The sequence below is a fragment of the Pseudomonas sp. RAC1 genome (genome assembly GCF_030658255.1).
GTDB lineage: Bacteria > Pseudomonadota > Gammaproteobacteria > Pseudomonadales > Pseudomonadaceae > Aquipseudomonas > Aquipseudomonas boreofloridensis.
Window position 1 is genome coordinate 205923 of the sequence record NZ_JAUTXS020000037.1, and the last position, 16675, is coordinate 222597.

The following is a 16675-nucleotide window of genomic DNA, read 5'->3' on the forward strand; positions in this document are numbered from 1 at the left end:
GTTACTGCCCTCTCAACAATTGAGCGGCACGCACGGCGAAGTAGGTGAGGATGCCATCGGCGCCGGCCCGTTTGAAAGCGGTGAGGGATTCGAGAATGACCGCTTCGCTGAGCCAGCCGTTCTGGATGGCGGCCATGTGCATGGCGTATTCGCCGCTGACCTGATACACGAAGGTCGGCACGCGGAATTCGGTCTTCACCCGGTGAACGATGTCCAGATAAGGCATGCCTGGCTTGACCATGACCATGTCGGCGCCTTCGGCGAGGTCGGTGGCCACTTCGTGCAGGGCCTCGTCGCTGTTGGCCGGGTCCATCTGGTAGGAGGCCTTGTTGGCCTTGCCCAGGTTCAGCGCCGAGCCGACCGCGTCACGGAACGGGCCATAGTAGGCACTGGCGTACTTGGCCGAGTAGGCCATGATGCGCACGTTGACGTGCCCGGCCAGCTCCAGGGCTTCACGGATGGCCTGCAGGCGGCCGTCCATCATGTCCGACGGTGCCACCACCTGGGCGCCCGCATCGGCGTGCGACAGCGCCTGACGTACCAGGGCATCGACGGTGATGTCGTTCTGTACGTAGCCTTCCTCGTCGAGGATGCCGTCCTGGCCGTGGGTGGTGAACGGGTCGAGGGCGACGTCAGTGATCACCCCCAGTTCCGGGAAGCGCGCGCGCAGGGCACGGGTGGCACGCTGGGCGATACCTTCCGGGTTCCATGCCTCGGCACCGTCGAGGGTCTTCTTCTCCACCGGCGTGACCGGGAACAGCGCCAGCGCCGGAATGCCCAGCTCCACCCAGCCTTGCGCCGCTTCGAGCAGCAGGTCGATCGACAGACGCTCGACGCCGGGCATCGACGGCACGTCCTCGCGACGGTTCTCGCCGTCCAGGACGAACACCGGCAGGATCAGGTCATCGACGGTCAGGGTGCTCTCGCGAACCAGCCGACGGGAGAAATCGTCCCGGCGGTTGCGACGCAGGCGGGTGGCAGGAAACAGACGGTTAGCGGGGGTAAAGCTCACGGCAGACTCCTGAAGCCCGCGCAGGCGGGCTAGCGCGACAGTTATAAGCGTCCATTATGACGCCTAGGTTACAGGGAAGGGCAACCCTGCGACCTGTAGCCGCAGGGCACTTGCGTGTAGGAAATGTTCACTTCGAGACACATTTGGACACTTTCCCCCGGACGCGTGAAGGGGTAGGCTGCGCGTTCATTTCGCCAGCATCTCAGAACATGCTTCAACAATTCCTGCATGATTTCGGCTATTTCGCCCTCTTTCTAGGCACCTTCTTTGAAGGCGAGACCATCCTGGTGCTTGCAGGATTTCTCGCGTTCCGTGGGTACATGGACATTTCCCTGGTGGTGCTGGTGGCGTTCTGCGGCAGTTATGCCGGGGATCAGTTGTGGTACTTCATGGGCCGTCGTCACGGGCGCAAGATCCTCGCCCGCAAGCCGCGCTGGCAGGCCATGGGCGACCGCGCCCTGGAGCATATCCGACGTCATCCGGACATCTGGGTGCTGAGTTTCCGTTTCGTCTATGGCCTGCGTACGGTGATGCCGGTGGCCATCGGCCTGTCCGGCTACCCACCCCGGCGTTACCTGCTGCTCAACGGCATCGGCGCGGCCATCTGGGCCCTGGCCCTGGGCGCGGCCGCCTACCATTTCGGCGCCATCCTCGAAGGCATGCTGGGCAACATCAAGCGCTACGAACTGTGGGTGCTGGGCGCCCTGCTGGTGCTCGGTGCGCTGCTCTGGCTGCGCCGTTATGTGCGCAATCGCCGCGCCGAGCGCAAGGCCGCCGCGCTGGCCAGCCAGGCGGAGCCGGCAACCGAGCCGCGCAACGAACAGCACTGAAGCCTTTGCCTCTGACGTCGTAACGATCGCCCGCGACCTCCCGCGCCGAATGAACACCGGGCGGCGCGTGCGATCCAATGCGTCACACGACAGGATTTCGAGCGTCTCGACACGGGAGTAACGAACATGACAAAAAAAGTCGCGGTGATTCTATCGGGCTGCGGCGTCTACGACGGCGCCGAGATCCATGAAAGCGTGATCACCCTGCTGCGCCTCGACCAGCGCGGCGCCCAAGTGCAATGCTTTGCCCCGGACGTGACACAACTGCACGTCATCAATCACCTGACCGGCGAAGCCATGCCCGAGTCGCGCAACGTACTGGTGGAGTCGGCACGCATCGCCCGCGGCGAGGTCAAGGACGTGCGCGAAGCCAAGGCCGAGGAGTTCGACGCGCTGATCGTGCCGGGCGGCTTCGGCGCCGCGAAGAACTTGTCCAATTTCGCCGTCGAAGGCGCCAACTGCACGGTGCATCCCGATGTGCTGGCGCTGGCTGAAGCCTTCGCCTCGGCCTGCAAGCCGGTCGGTCTGATCTGCATCTCGCCGGCGCTGGCCGCGAAAATCTATGGTCCAGGCGTGGTCTGCACCATCGGCAACGATGCCGACACCAGCGCAGCGGTAGTGCAAATGGGCGGCACCCATGAAGACTGCGATGTGCACGACATCGTCGAAGACACCCAGCGCAAGCTGGTGAGCACCCCGGCCTACATGCTGGCCACCTCGATCAGCGAAGCGGCGAGCGGTATCTACAAGCTGGTCGACCGTGTGCTCGAACTGACCCACGAAGACGATCAGTAAATGCCCGGGGGGCGCCAGACGCCCCCTGTCTGTTCAGCCCTTGGACAGCCGCGTCAGGATGCGATCCAGGGCGTTGGCGAAGGCCTGCTTCTCGCGCTCGCCATAAGGCGCTTGCCCGCCCCCCACCTGCCCCTGCTCGCGCAATTCGGTGAACAGATTGCGCACGGCCAGACGCTCGCCCATGTTGCGCTCGTCGAACTCACGGCCCCGTGGATCGAGCACCGCGACGCCCTTCTTGATCAGCCGATCGGCCAGAGGCACGTCGCTGCAGATCGCCAGCTCACCGGGCACGGCATGCTCGACCAGATAATCGTCGGCGGCATCCATGCCGCTGGGCACCACGATCAGGCGCACGATGGCGAACGCCGGCTTGGCCACCGCCTGGCCGGCCACCATCACCACGTCCAGCTTGCGCTTGAGGGCGAATTTGACGATCAGGTCCTTGGCCGCCTTGGGGCAGGCGTCGGCGTCGATCCATATGCGCATGGGGGAAGTTCCGTGGTTCAAAAGGACACTAGTGTCGGACCCAACTGGACACAGGGCAAGCGCCACCTCAATTCGCCGCCGCCCGACGCTTCTCGGCCATCCACGAGCGTCCGTACAGCAGCACGACCGCCAGCAAGGCCACGGCCTGCGCACCCAACGAATAGGCATCGGCATGAATGCCCAGCCAGTCGAATTCGAAGAACGGCACTGGCCGCGTGCCCAGCACGCCGGCTTCCTGCAACGCCTTCACGCCATGTCCGGCGAACACCACCGACAGCGCGCAGAGCAACGCGGCGTTGATGCTGAAGAACAGCGACAGCGGCAAGCGCGCCGAACCACGCAGGATCACCCAGGCCAGCCCCACCAGCAGTACCAGCGCCGTGGCGCCACCGGCGAGCACCGCCTGATGCCCTGCAGGACCGGCCTGCAACCACAAGGTCTCGTAGAACAGGATCACCTCGAACAGCTCGCGGTACACCGAGAAGAACGCCAGCAGGGCGAAGCCGAAGCGCCCACCACCGCTGAGCAGGCTGCGCTTGATGTAGTCCTGCCAGGCGTCGGCGTGGCGCCGGTCATGCATCCACACCCCCAGCCACAGCACCATGACAGCGGCGAACAGCGCCGTACAGCCCTCGAGCAGCTCGCGCTGGGCGCCGCCGACGTCGATTACGTAAGCCGCCAGCGCCCAGGTGGCAAAGCCGGCGAGCAACGCCAGGCCCCAGCCGATGTTCACGCTGCGCACCGCCGATTGCTGGCCGGTGTTGCGCAGGAAGGCCAGGATCGCCGCCAGCACCAGGATCGCTTCCAGGCCTTCGCGCAGCAGGATCAGCAGTCCCGAGACGTAGCTCAGCGACCAACTCAGGCCATCGCTGCCTAGCAGCTTGGCGGCCTGCGCCAGTTTCACCTTGGCTTCGTCCAGGCGCTGCACCGCCTGCTCCACCGGCAAGCCGTCCTGCAGCGCCTGACGGTAAGCCATCAGCGACTTCTCGGTGTCCTTGCGCACCTGCGCGTCGATGTTGTCGAGCGAGCTTTCCACCAACTCGAAGCCTTCCAGGTAGGCCGCCACCGACAGGTCGTAGGCCTGGTCGTGATCGCCCTCGCGATAGGCCGCCAGGCTCTTGTCCAGGGTGCTGGAGGTGTAGTCGAGCAACTGCGCCGGCCCGCGCTTGACCTGCGGCGGCTGGGCACGCTGGGCGCGGAATGCCGCCACGGCCTCGGCGCCTTGGTTGGCGGCGACTTCGGCCGGGGTCTGACGCGCCAGATCGGCGATGTTCCAGGTGAAGTCGCCTTTGCCAGCCTGAGGGTCGGCGCTGAAGCTGGCGATGTAGGCGGCCACGTCCCAACGCTGACGCTCGTCGAGCTGATCGGCGAACGATGGCATTTCAGTGCCTTCGATGCCCAGCCCCAGGGTGTTGTACAGGTCGAACAGGCTCAACTGGTCGAGCCGCTCGACATTGCGCAGGTTGGCCGGCGCAGGCTCCAGGCCGACGCCCGCAGGACCGTCGCCGGCGCCCGTGTCGCCATGGCAGATCGCGCAGTTCTGCGCATACAGCGATGCGCCGCGCGCCGGGTCCGGGGTGATCACCGGGGCCTGGCTGACCTCGTAGGCCACCGCCAGGCGCGCGCCCAACTGTCGCGCCTGCTGGGCCACCGCTGCGCCCGCTTGACGCTGGTCGATGGCCTGGCGCAGCGCCTGCACACCCTGCACCAGCGCATCGCGCTCGGGATGGGCCGGCAAGCCTGCGAGCAGCTCCGCCAGCACGGCGCCGAACTCCTGCTGCTCGCGGTACTCCGGGTCGTCCAGCACCTGGCCATCGCGCACCGTCGACGGGTAGTCGGCGCCGATGTAGTCCAGCAGATGCAGGGCCTTGGTGGCTTCTGCGGAGGACTCGGCCACAGCCAGGCAACTGCACAGCGCCAGCACCGGCAACAACAGCCAGGCAAGCAGAGAAGAGCGGGAATTCATGGCGAATCTCGGCGGGAATACGAAAGCGAACATTGTTCACTTCCACTTCGCACCACTCAAGCGGTGCGCAGGGATTTCATGAAAAATCTTGCGACAAATCAGTGTGGCATCGCGTGCTTAACGCCATCAGCGCGCGTCAAGGATTTCCACGTCCGGCAGATCCATCGACGCGGCTTCCTCCTGCAGGAACGCACTCAAGCGCCGCAGACGCTCACCACCGGGCCGCGTGCGTGGCCATACCAGGTAGTAGTCCAGCCCGCTGGGCACAGCGGTGGGCCAGGGCAGGCTCAGGCGGCCGGCGGCAACGTCCTCGGCCACCATCAGCAGGTCGCCCATCGACACGCCGTAGCCACGGGCGGCGGCGATCATGCCCAACTCCAGGGTGTCGAACACCTGCCCACCTGTGATCGGCACCGTTTCGCTCAGGCCCATGCGCGCCAACCAACTGCGCCAGTCGCGGCGGTCGGGGGTGGGGTGCAGCAGCTCGGTCCCGGCCAGCCGCTGCGCATCCCAAGGAGCCTCGGCCTGCAATTGCGGTGCACCGACCGGAATCAACAGCTCGGCGAACAGTCGACGCACTTCCCAGTCGGCGGAGAAGTTGCCGTCGCTGAGCAGCACGGCGCAATCGAAAGGCTCTTGGTTGAAGTCCACATGGTCCACGTCCATCCAGGCGCTGGTCAGTTGCACCTCGTTGCCCGGCTGCAAATGACGAAAACGACTCAGGCGCGCCAGCAGCCAGCGCATGGTCAAGGTCGAGGGCGCCTTCATGCGCAGCATGTCGTCCTCGCCACGCAGGGTGTTGCAGGCGCGCTCCAGGGCTGCGAAGCCGTCGCGTACGCCGGGCAGCAGCAGGCGCGCGGCTTCGGTGAGCTGCAAGCTGCGACCGTGGCGGATGAACAGGCGGCAGCCGAAGTGCGCTTCCAGGGTGCGGATATGCCGGCTGACCGCGCTCTGGGTGATGGACAGCTCTTCGCCCGCGCGGGTGAACGAGCACAACCGCGCCGCGGCTTCGAATGCGCGCAACGCATAAAGGGCAGGCAACTGACGAGACATGCGGCTCCCGTAAAAAGGACATGACGTGAACGAAGTGGATCTTAGCTGCATGAGTTCAACTCATGCTACGCATCGCATTTATCCTTTTGTGCAAACCTGACCGAGGCCGCAGAATCGTCCACTTTCATCGCCGCGCCCACACCGAAGGACTCCGCCCCATGCACGTCGCGCCCACCACCGAACTCAAGGCCTTGTTGCGCCTGGCTGGCCCTCTGGTCGCCTCGCAACTGGCGCACATGCTGATGGTGCTCACCGACACCCTGATGATGGCCCGCATCAGCCCGCAGGCCCTGGCCGGCGGCGGGCTGGGCGCGGCCAGTTATTCGTTCGTGTCGATCTTCTGCCTGGGCGTGATCGCCGCCGTCGGCACCCTGGTGGCCTTCCGCAAGGGCGCAGGCGACATCGCCGGTGCCACGCGCCTGGCGCAGAACGGGCTGTGGCTGGCCTGGGGCCTGGCCTTGGCTGCCGGGCTGGCGCTGTGGAACCTCAAGCCGCTGTTGCTGCTGTTCGGCCAGCGCCCGGACAACGTCGAGATGGCCATGCAGTTCCTCACGCTGCTACCCCTGGCGCTGCCCGGCTACCTCACCTTCATGGCCCTGCGCGGCTTCACCAGTGCTTTGGGCCATTCCACCCCGGTGATGGTCATCAGCCTGGTGGGCACGGTGCTCAACTACCTGATCAACCATGCACTGATCGAGGGACTGTACGGCTTGCCGAAACTCGGCCTGATGGGCATCGGCCTGGTCACCGCCGTGGTGTCGCTGGGCATGGCGGTCGCCCTGGCGCTGTACATCCGCTGGCACCGCGCCTACGACGCCTATCCCCTGCGCCAGGGCCTGTCGCGGCCGTCGCTGGAGGCGCTGCGCGAACTGTGGCGACTGGGCCTGCCGATCGGCGGCACGTACATCGTCGAAGTGGGCCTGTTCGCCTTCGCCGCCCTGTGCATGGGCGTGCTGGGCAACACGGAGCTGGCCGCTCACCAGATTGCCCTGCCGATCATTTCGGCAGCGTTCATGGTGCCGACCGGCTTGTCGTACGCGGTGACCATGCGGGTCGGGCTGTACTACGGCGCCGGCAACCTGCTGGCGGCCCGCAGCGCCGGGCGGGTGGGCATCGGCATGGGCGCGGTGATCATGTTCGCCTTCGCCGTGCTGTTCTGGTTGTTCCCGGACACCCTGGTCGGCTGGCTGGTGGACCGCCATGATCCGGCCTTCGCCGACATTTTCGCGCTGGCCGTGCAACTGGTGATGGTGGCGGCGTGGTTCGAACTGTTCGACGGCACCCAGACCATCGCCATGGGCTCGATCCGTGGCTTGAAGGATGCCAAGACCACCTTCGTCATCGGCTTGCTGTGCTACTGGCTGGTCGGTGCCCCCGCCGCCTGGCTGTTCGCGTTCACCCTCGGTGGCGGCGCCGTGGGCATCTGGTGGGGACTGGCGCTGGGTCTTGCGTGCGCCGCGGTGGCACTGACCCTGGCGTTCGAGTGGCGGATGCGGCGTTTGCTGGACAGGGCCGGTGGTGGCCAGCCGCTAGCCTCGCGGATCTGGCGGCGTTGATCCATGGGCGCGGGTTCACGCGCGCCCCGTTCATGGCGGCGCCTGACCCGCACGCTCCCCGCCGCACGCCTCCAGCAGGTACTCCATCAGTTCGTCCACCGGTAGAGGCCGACTCACCAGGAAGCCCTGCACCTGATCGCAGCCAAACTCGCGCAGCAAGGCCATCTGCTCCTCGCTTTCCACGCCTTCGGCCACCACCTCCAGGTTGAGGTTGTGCGCCAGGTTTATCATCGCGTGGACCAACTTGCGGTTCTCTTCGCGCTGCTCCATGCCGGCGACGAAGCTGCGGTCGATCTTGAGCAGCGCGATGGGCAGGCTGTTCAGGTGCACGAACGACGAGAAGCCCGTGCCGAAATCGTCCAGCGAGAAGCGCACGCCCAGCCGCCCGAGGGCATCCATGGTCTGGCGCACCACCTCGTTGCGGCGCATCACCGCCGTTTCGGTCAGTTCGAACTCCAGCCAGCGCGCATCGACGCCATGCTCGACGATCAGTCGACTCAGGGTGGCCAGCAGTTGGCTGTCCTGGAACTGGCGGAAGCTCAGGTTCACCGCCATGTGCAAGGGATCGAGGCCGCGCAGTTGCAAGGTCTGCATGTCGCGCAGGGCGCGGCAGATCACCCAGTAGCCCAGCGGCACGATCAGCCCGCTCTGCTCGGCCAGCGGTACGAACTCGCTCGGCGCCAACAGGCCACGCTGCGGATGGCGCCAGCGCACCAGCGCTTCCAGGCCGACGATACGTCCCGTGCCCAGGTCCAGGCGCGGCTGGTAGTGCAGCTCCAGCTCATCGCGGCGTAGCGCCCGCCGCAGCTCGCTTTCCAGGTCGGCCAGGCTGCGGGCATGACGATTGATCCGCTCGTTGAACACATGGTACGTGCAGCCTTGGACGCCCTTGGCCTGGCGCATGGCAATGTGCGCATGCCACATCAGCGGGTCGGCACCCGCCTGGGCGCGGGCGTGGGCCAGGCCCAGGCTGCACCCCAGCAACAGGCTTTCACCATCGACCCAGTAGGGCTCGGCCAGGGCTTCGACGATGGCCTCGGCGATGCGCTCGGCGCGGCCGGTGTCGTGGCGGGTGTCGATCAGCAGGGCGAACTCGTCGCTACCCAGGCGCGCCAACTGATCGTCGGCCCCCAGCAACTGCTTGAGCCGGTGCACCACCTGCAATATCACCCGGTCGCCGCCCTGATGGCCGAGCGCGTCGTTGACGTGGCGGAAGGTGTCCAGGTCCAGGTGACCGAGGGCCAGGCCGCGACCGCCATGCTGGGTCAAGCGTGCGGCCAGCAGCGCCTGGAAGCCCTGGCGGTTGGCGATGCCGGTGAGCGGGTCCTGCTCGGCCAAGCGCTGCAACGAGGCCACCAGCGCGCCGCGCTCGCGCACATGGCGCAGTGAGCGACGCAGCGTATCGCTGCTCAACTGGCCACGCACCAGCCAATCGCTGACGCCTTCCGGCGCGTTATCCGGCTCGGCGTCGAGCAGCAGGATGACCGGCAACGCGCAGCGGCCCACCGCTGGCTGCAACTCGGGCGTGGCCAGCACCACCGCCTGGCGGTCATGGGCGAAGAGGCTGTCCACCGCCTCCCAGCTCGGCGCGGTCAGCAACACGGCGCTGTCGGCCAACGGTCGCGCACAGTCGCGCAACAGGGCAGCCCAAAGCGGCTCCTCGGCCAACAGCAGCAGACGCAAGGGTTCGGTGGGCGTGGACAAGCGGGCTCCTTAGGCCGTGGACCGATGATGTCGAGTAGCCATATGCTAACCGACAATTAGCAATGATTCTCACTTTTAAACGTAGCGGTCCCTGCCCGGCTTTACGACGGATTTCGGGGTGCATCCTGCGCCAAACGCGCCGCCTGGGCAATTGTGTCGAAACCCGACAGTGCCCGGTCGGACGGTCGCGCCACATCCGCCCATGCCTGCTAGAATGCGCGGCTATTTTTCTGGTCACCCCCGGTTTCTAGCATGTCCCGACTCAATCCCCGGCAACAGGAAGCCCGAGACTACGTCGGCGGCCCTCTCTTGGTGCTCGCCGGTGCAGGCTCCGGCAAGACCAGCGTGATCACGCGCAAGATCGCCCACCTCATCCAGAACTGCGGCATCCGTGCCCAGTACATCGTCGCCATGACCTTCACCAACAAGGCCGCGCGCGAGATGAAGGAGCGGGTTGCCACCCTGCTGCGCCCGGGCGAGGGCCGGGGCCTGACGGTGTGCACCTTCCACAACCTGGGCCTGAACATCATCCGCCGGGAACACCAGCGCCTGGGCTACAAGCCAGGTTTCTCGATCTTCGACGAGTCCGACATCAAGGCGCTGCTGTCGGACATCATGCAGAAGGAATATTCCGGCGACGACGGCCTGGATGAGATCAAGAACATGATCGGGTCGTGGAAGAACGACCTGATCCTGCCCGCCGAAGCCCTGGAAAAGGCGCGCAACCCGCGCGAGCAGACCGCCGCCATCGTCTACACCCACTACCAGCGCACGCTCAAGGCGTACAACGCGGTGGACTTCGACGACCTGATCCTGCTGCCGGTCAAGTTGTTCCAGGAGCACCCGGACGTGCTCGATCGCTGGCAGAACCGTGTGCGCTACCTGCTGGTCGACGAATACCAGGACACCAACGCCAGCCAGTACCTGCTGGTGAAAATGCTCATCGGTCTGCGCAACCAGTTCACCGTGGTCGGCGACGATGACCAGTCGATCTACGCCTGGCGCGGCGCGCGCCCGGAAAACCTGATGCTGCTCAAGGAGGACTACCCGTCCCTGAAGGTGGTGATGCTCGAGCAGAACTACCGCTCCACCAGCCGCATCCTGCGCTGCGCCAACGTGCTGATCGCCAACAACCCCCACGACTTCGAGAAGCAGTTGTGGAGCGAGATGGGCGTGGGCGACGAAATCCGCGTGATTCGCTGCAAGAACGAGGAAGCCGAGGCCGAACGCGTGGCCATGGAAATCCTGACCCTGCACCTGCGCACCGACCGTCCCTACAGCGATTTCGCCATCCTCTACCGCGGCAACTACCAGGCCAAGCTGATCGAGCTGAAGCTGCAGCACCACCAGGTGCCCTATCGCCTCTCCGGTGGCAACAGCTTCTTCGGACGCCAGGAGGTCAAGGACCTCATGGCCTACCTGCGCCTGCTGGTCAATCCGGACGACGACAACGCCTACCTGCGGGTGATCAACGTGCCACGCCGCGAGATCGGCTCGACCACCCTGGAGAAGCTCGGCAACTACGCCACCGAGCGCGGTGTGTCGATGTACGCCGCCAGCGAGGAGATGGGCCTGGGCGAGCACCTGGACGCGCGCTACACCGAGCGCCTGCAGCGCTTCAAGCACTGGCTCGACGGCGTGCGCCACAAGGTCGCCCTGGACGACCCGATCGCCGCGCTGCACGAGATGGTCAAGGACATCGACTACGAGAACTGGATTCGCCAGAACACCGCCAGCGACAAGGCCGCGGATTTTCGCATCGGCAACGTCTGGTTCCTCATCGACGCCCTGAAGAACACCCTGGAGAAAGACGAAGAGGGTGACATGACCATCGAGGACGCCATCGGCAAGCTGGTGCTGCGCGACATGCTCGAACGCCAGCAGGAAGAGGAAGAAAACGCCGAGGGCGTGCAGATGATGACCCTGCATGCCTCCAAGGGCCTGGAATTCCCCTACGTGTTCATCATGGGCATGGAAGAAGAAATCCTGCCCCACCGCTCCAGCATCGAAGCCGACACCATCGAGGAAGAACGCCGTCTGGCCTACGTGGGCATTACCCGCGCGCGCCAGACCCTGGCATTCACCTTCGCCGCCAAGCGCAAGCAGTACGGCGAGATCATCGATTGCACCCCCAGCCGCTTCCTCGACGAGTTGCCACCGGACGACCTGGCCTGGGAAGGCCTGGACGACGCCCCGGTGGAGGTCAAGGCCGCGCGAGGCAACAACGCACTGGCCGACATTCGGGCCATGCTCAAACGCTGAATCACCCCTACTCTTTCAACCTGTGCCGCGACCCTTGGATGCGGCGACTTTTGCTACATCGAGGAATACACAGTGCAAGCACTGCATCAGAAGATTCGCGAAGAAGGCATCGTGCTTTCCGATCAGGTTCTCAAAGTCGACGCGTTTCTCAATCACCAGATCGATCCTGCCCTGATGCAGCTGATCGGTGACGAGTTCGCCCGCCTGTTCGCCGATGCCGGCGTGACCAAGATCGTCACCATCGAAGCCTCCGGCATCGCGCCGGCCGTGATGACCGGCCTGAAACTGGGCGTGCCGGTGATCTTCGCCCGCAAGCACCAGTCGCTGACCCTGACCGAGAACCTGCTGACTGCGTCGGTGTACTCGTTCACCAAGCAGACCGAGAACACCGTGGCCATTTCGCCGCGCCACCTGAACAGCAGCGACCGCGTGCTGGTGATCGACGACTTCCTGGCCAACGGCAAGGCCTCGCAGGCGCTGATCTCGATCATCAAGCAGGCCGGTGCCACCGTGGCAGGCCTGGGCATCGTCATCGAGAAGTCGTTCCAGGGCGGCCGCGCCGAGCTGGACAGCCAGGGCTACCGTGTCGAGTCGCTGGCGCGGGTGCAGTCGCTGGCAGGCGGTGTGGTCACCTTCATCGAGTGACCCCCGCTACAAGCGGCGGGTCGCGTGCAGGCCCGCCAGCAGCAAGCGCTGGTATAGCTCCTCCTTCAGGCCTTCGGGCTGCGCCAGGTTCATTCGCGCCAAGTGCGCCGGATACGCCTCGGGCTCGGGCGCATCCAGCGCTGCCTTGCCCAGCGCCAGCGCTTCGCTCAGCTTGAACTTGCTCTTGAGCCAATTCAGGGCACGCAGCACGTCCTGCTCTTGAGCCGTGAAGTCGCTGCCCAGCGGGTACTCGGCGAACATCGACGCATGCCGCGCCCTGATCGCCTCCAGGCGTTCGGGCGTGTTGTCGGTGAAGCGGGCATCCAAGGCGAAATCCTGCGCCAGCTTGCCGGCCTTCTTGGCCTGGGCCATCAGCGTTTGCTGGAAACGTGAGTCGCTGATCGCCAACAGCCGTGCGATCACCTCGCTGTCGGTCTGCCCGCGCAGGTCGGCGATGCCGTATTCGGTGATGACGATGTCGCGCAGATGGCGCGGGATGGTGCAATGCCCGTACTGCCAATACAGGTTCGAGCTCACTTCGCCACCGGCTTCACGCCAACTGCGCAGCAGCAGGATCGAGCGCGCGCCTTGCAATGCGTGGCCCTGGGCGACGAAGTTGTATTGCCCACCGACGCCGCTGAGCACCCTGCCGTCTTCCAACTGGTCGGCCACCCCAGCACCCAGCAAGGTCATGCCGAACACCGTGTTGACGAACCGCGCGTCGCGCCGCTGTCGGCGCTTGAGCGCTTCGTCGCCGTACAATTCGTTGATGAAGCTGATGGCCGTCATGGAAAAACGCGCGCGCTGCTCCAGCGACATGTGCCGCAGGCGCTGGTAGAAATCGGCTGGGCCGAGGAAGAAGCCGCCGTGCACCAGCACGCCGCGCTCGTCTGCCGGACGTCGCACCACGCCCGCCTCGGCCAGCGTCAGCAGGCCGTTGACGAACATCTCGCTGCAGCCATACAGGCCCTGGGCGAAGTCGTCCTGCCCGCCTTCACGGTCGATCAGGCTCCGCCAGGGGCTGAGGTCGAAGTCGTCCAGCAGCGCCCGGTAGGCGGCGTTGTCGGCCTGGCGCGCCAGAAGAGCCGCCGCCACCGCATCGCCCATGGCACCAATGCCGATCTGCAACGTACCGCCATCGCGCACCAGCGTGCTGGCGTACACGCCAATGCAGTGGTCCTGGACGGTGACCGGCATGTTCGGCGTGCTGAACAGGCGCCGCTGCTCGACTTCGTCGATCAGCAGGTCGAAGGCCTGGATGTGCAACTCGGCATCGCCCGGCATGTAGGGCAGTTCGGCATGCACCTGGCCGAGCATGAGCACGGTCTCGCCAGCGGCGCGGCGTGCGGCGACCATCGGCAGCAGGTCCAGGGTGATGTCGGGGTTGCAGGCCAGGCTGAGGTGCTCCGGGCGCTCCGGCGTGGCGGCGACCAATTGGGCGATCAGGTTCAGGCCCTTGGCATTGATGTCGCGGGCGGCGTGGCTGTAGTTGCTGCTGACGTAGTCCTGCTGGGCAGACGCGCTGTGCAGCAGGGAGCCGGGCTGCATGAAGAACTGCTCGACGCGGATGTTGGCCGGCAGTGTGTCGTCGCGCAGGTCCTTGAGGTAGTCGAGCTCTTCGTAATCGGCGAACACCCGTTCCAGGAAGGGTTCGAGAAAGCGCTGCTGCAGGCCCTCGCCGAGCGACGGTCGGCCCAGGCTGAGGGCGGTATAGATCGTCAGGCGGCGCTCGGGCAGCGCGCGGATGCGGGCGTAGAGCGCATTGACGAAGGCATTGGGCTTGCCCAGCCCCAGCGGCAAGCCCATGTGGATATGGGCCGGAAGACGGGCCAGGGCCTGGTCGACGGCGTGGTCGATCGAGCAACGGTGGGGCATTGGAAGCTCCTGCGGCGTGTGAGGCGTACAGGATGTGACCATTGCCGGGAGCGTGTGGCTCCCGACCTGTCGTGCAAAGGCTACGACGACCCGCGGTCGTTGCGACCGGTTCGCGGCACGAGGCCGCGTCTACACCACCGTCTTCTGGCGTGGGATCAGAGCCCGGACATCTTCTTGATAGCGCCCTTGAGCTCGTCGTCCGAGCAGTCGCCGCAGGTGCCCTTGGGCGGCATGGCGTTCAGGCCGGTGATGGCCTTGGCCAGAATGCCGTCCAGACCACCCTGGTGATCGGCGCGCTCTTTCCAGGCCGCCGTGTCGCCGATCTTCGGCGCGTTCAGCAGGCCAGTGGCATGGCAGGCGTTGCAGTGCTTGGCGACGATGTCGTCGGCGCTTCTGGCGCCAGCGCCGGCGGCCGCAGCGGTGACGGCCATGCCTTGGCATTCCTGGCCCTGAATGCACACCTTGCCGACCGGCTCCAGGCGCTTGGCGATGTCGTCGTTGGTCGCTGCGGTCGCACTCAGCGCCCACACAGCGAACAGGGCTGCTGGTACGGCCAGCATCTTCTTGATTGGGTTCACGCGTACACCCTCATGGTGGCTGATCAGGCTCGCGGCCACGGTTGGCGAGCGCGGCCGAGTATAGCGACAAGCCCTGAGGGCGTGAACGACCCTACTGCGTAAAGGGGTATTGGCGACGCAATAGCCTGAGCTGGATCAAAAATTCGAGGGGGTGGCGGCGCTGATGAGCCGGGCGGGCTCGTCGAACGGATTGCGGAAACGGTGCGGGCGGGTGCTTTCGAAGTAGTAGCTGTCGCCGGCTTCGAGCAGGAAGGTTTCGGTGCCCACCACCAGCTCCAGGCGACCTTCGAGCAGGATGCCGGTCTCCTCGCCGTCGTGGGTGAGCATTTCTTCACCCGTGTCGGCGCCGGGCGGGTACACCTCGTTGAGAAAGGCGATGGCGCGGTTGGGGTGCGACTTGCCGACCAGCTTCATGGTCACCGCGCCGTCGGAAATGTCGATCAGCTCATGGGCCTTGTAGACGATCTGCGTCGGACTTTCCGGCGCCAGTTCGACGGAGAAGAACTCCACCATCGACATGGGAATGCCGCTGAGCACCTTGCGCAGCGAGCTGATCGAGGGGCTCACGCTGTTTTTCTCGATCATCGAGATGGTGCTGTTGGTCACCCCCGCCCGTTTGGCGAGTTCGCGCTGGGACAGGCCCTTGAGCTTGCGGATGGCTTGCAGTCGTTCGCCAACGTCCAAAGCGTGGGTCTCCAGAAACGGTCGTGGGGAGGCAAAGTGTGAACGATATCATGGCAATGCCGTTCAGTATTTACAACACGACCGCCTCTCACCGCCGCGGACGACCTTATTGGCCCTGGTACTCCAGCGGCACCCGGCGCAGGTTGCAGAAGATCTGATAGGGGATGGTGCCCGCCTGCTGCGCCACATCGCTGGCCAACACCTGCTTGCCCCACAACTCCACCGGGCTGCCGACGGTCGCCTCGGGCACCTCGGTGAGGTCGACGCAGAGCATGTCCATCGACACCCGGCCGATCAGTTGCGTGCGCTTGCCCGCGACCACCACCGGCGTGCCGCTGGGGGCATGTCGCGGATAGCCATCGGCGTAGCCCATGGCGACCACGCCGACGCGGGTCGGGCGCGTGCTGGTGAACCGCGCGCCATAGCCCACCGGCTCACCGATGGGCAGCTCACGCACACTGATGATGCGCGATTGCAGGGTCATCACCGGTTGCAGGCGCGCCGCCTGGGCCTGCTCGACCTCGAAGGGCGAGGCGCCGTACAGCATGATGCCCGGTCGTACCCAGTCGCTCGGCGTGTTCGGCCACGCCAGCACGCCCGGGGAATTGCGCAGGCTGCACTCGGCGGTCAGGCCCTGGCGCGCGGCTTCGAAGGCGGCAACCTGCTGTTCGGTGGTCGCCGCGTCCAGTTCGTCGGCCCGGGAGAAATGGCTCATCAGCACGATGCGCGCGACCTTGCCGCTGGCCAGCAGACGCTGATAGGCCTCGTGGTAGTCCTTCGGGTGCAGGCCGACACGGTGCATGCCGCTGTCGAGCTTGAGCCAGATGTTCAATGGCTTGTGCACCGGATGCTGTTCGATGGCCTCGAGCTGCCACAGCGAATGGACCACGCACCACAGGTCATGCTCGGCGATCAGCGCCAGCTCGCTGGCCTCGAAGAACCCTTCGAGCAGCAGCACCGGCGCCTTGATGCCCGCGGCGCGCAGCTCCAGCGCCTCCTCGATGCAGGCCACGGCAAAGCCGTCGGCATCGGCCTCAAGGGCCAGGGCACAGCGCACCGCACCATGGCCGTAAGCATCGGCCTTGACCACGGCCAGGGCCTTGGCACCGGCCAGTTCACGGGCCAGACGGTAGTTGTGACGCAGCGCTTGGAGGTCGATCAGGGCACGGGCGGGGCGCATGGGGCAGCCTTCTGGTGGATCTGGTTATGGGCAGATGGGGCATTCATCG

The 16675-nt window shown here is 65.6% G+C and carries 14 protein-coding genes; 5 read left to right on the forward strand and 9 right to left on the reverse strand.

All coding sequences use genetic code 11. From position 1 onward, the window contains the following. Nucleotide 1: 1 nt before the first annotated feature. Nucleotides 2-1012: a porphobilinogen synthase gene (gene hemB, locus Q7C30_RS16585; RefSeq protein ID WP_317872155.1), complete on the reverse strand. Its 1011-nt coding sequence runs from the start codon at nt 1010-1012 to the stop codon at nt 2-4. A 209-nt stretch (nt 1013-1221) separates the two neighbouring features. Here hemB and Q7C30_RS16590 point away from each other — a divergent pair, with 209 nt between their 5' ends. Next, the gene (locus tag Q7C30_RS16590; protein ID WP_295484071.1) at nt 1222-1842 is read left to right on the forward strand and encodes a DedA family protein; all 621 of its coding nucleotides are present in this window, start codon (nt 1222-1224) and stop codon (nt 1840-1842) included. Nucleotides 1843-1968: 126 nt separating this feature from the next. Next, on the forward strand, nt 1969-2637 hold the full coding sequence (gene elbB, locus Q7C30_RS16595; protein ID WP_317872156.1) for an isoprenoid biosynthesis glyoxalase ElbB: 669 nt from the start codon (nt 1969-1971) through the stop codon (nt 2635-2637). 33 nt (nt 2638-2670) lie between these two features. Here elbB and Q7C30_RS16600 read toward each other — a convergent pair whose 3' ends face one another. The 3 genes from Q7C30_RS16600 to Q7C30_RS16610 form a co-directional block, all read right to left on the reverse strand. After that, complete coding sequence (locus Q7C30_RS16600) at nt 2671-3123, reverse strand: YaiI/YqxD family protein (RefSeq protein WP_317872157.1); 453 nt, start codon at nt 3121-3123, stop codon at nt 2671-2673. Nucleotides 3124-3190: 67 nt separating this feature from the next. Further along, nucleotides 3191-5122, reverse strand: coding sequence for an FTR1 family protein (locus tag Q7C30_RS16605; RefSeq protein ID WP_317872158.1), 1932 nt, complete (start codon nt 5120-5122; stop codon nt 3191-3193). 93 nt (nt 5123-5215) lie between these two features. Then, nucleotides 5216-6142, reverse strand: a complete 927-nt coding sequence (locus tag Q7C30_RS16610; RefSeq protein ID WP_304482957.1) for a LysR substrate-binding domain-containing protein — start codon at nt 6140-6142, stop codon at nt 5216-5218. Between the two features lie 158 nt (nt 6143-6300). On the opposite strand from Q7C30_RS16610, the gene Q7C30_RS16615 reads away from it, so the two are divergent. Then, entirely contained in the window at nt 6301-7698 is a 1398-nt protein-coding gene (locus Q7C30_RS16615; RefSeq protein ID WP_317872159.1) for a NorM family multidrug efflux MATE transporter, read from the forward strand. Between the two features lie 30 nt (nt 7699-7728). On the opposite strand, the gene Q7C30_RS16620 is transcribed toward Q7C30_RS16615, so the two are convergent. Further along, nucleotides 7729-9402, reverse strand: a complete 1674-nt coding sequence (locus Q7C30_RS16620) for a bifunctional diguanylate cyclase/phosphodiesterase (protein WP_317872160.1) — start codon at nt 9400-9402, stop codon at nt 7729-7731. A 252-nt stretch (nt 9403-9654) separates the two neighbouring features. Here Q7C30_RS16620 and rep point away from each other — a divergent pair, with 252 nt between their 5' ends. Together rep and Q7C30_RS16630 are read left to right on the forward strand one after the other, a co-directional pair. Continuing rightward, nucleotides 9655-11664, forward strand: a complete 2010-nt coding sequence (gene rep, locus Q7C30_RS16625) for a DNA helicase Rep (RefSeq protein WP_029614721.1) — start codon at nt 9655-9657, stop codon at nt 11662-11664. Between the two features lie 72 nt (nt 11665-11736). Further along, nucleotides 11737-12309, forward strand: coding sequence for a xanthine phosphoribosyltransferase (locus Q7C30_RS16630; protein ID WP_029614720.1), 573 nt, complete (start codon nt 11737-11739; stop codon nt 12307-12309). 6 nt (nt 12310-12315) lie between these two features. On the opposite strand, the gene Q7C30_RS16635 is transcribed toward Q7C30_RS16630, so the two are convergent. The 4 genes from Q7C30_RS16635 to alr all read right to left on the reverse strand — a co-directional run bounded on the left by Q7C30_RS16635 (nt 12316) and on the right by alr (nt 16626). After that, the gene (locus Q7C30_RS16635) at nt 12316-14184 is read right to left on the reverse strand and encodes an acetyl-CoA hydrolase/transferase C-terminal domain-containing protein (RefSeq protein ID WP_317872161.1); all 1869 of its coding nucleotides are present in this window, start codon (nt 14182-14184) and stop codon (nt 12316-12318) included. 155 nt (nt 14185-14339) lie between these two features. Next, nucleotides 14340-14762 carry a c-type cytochrome gene (locus Q7C30_RS16640; protein ID WP_240326934.1) on the reverse strand — a complete coding sequence of 141 codons (423 nt, stop codon included), beginning with the start codon at nt 14760-14762 and terminating at the stop codon, nt 14340-14342. Between the two features lie 135 nt (nt 14763-14897). After that, nucleotides 14898-15446 (reverse strand): cupin domain-containing protein, encoded by a 549-nt coding sequence (locus Q7C30_RS16645; protein WP_039581939.1) that lies wholly within the window; start codon nt 15444-15446, stop codon nt 14898-14900. A gap of 106 nt (nt 15447-15552) precedes the next feature. Next, nucleotides 15553-16626: an alanine racemase gene (gene alr / locus Q7C30_RS16650; RefSeq protein ID WP_317872162.1), complete on the reverse strand. Its 1074-nt coding sequence runs from the start codon at nt 16624-16626 to the stop codon at nt 15553-15555. Between the last annotated feature and the right edge of the window lie 49 nt (nt 16627-16675).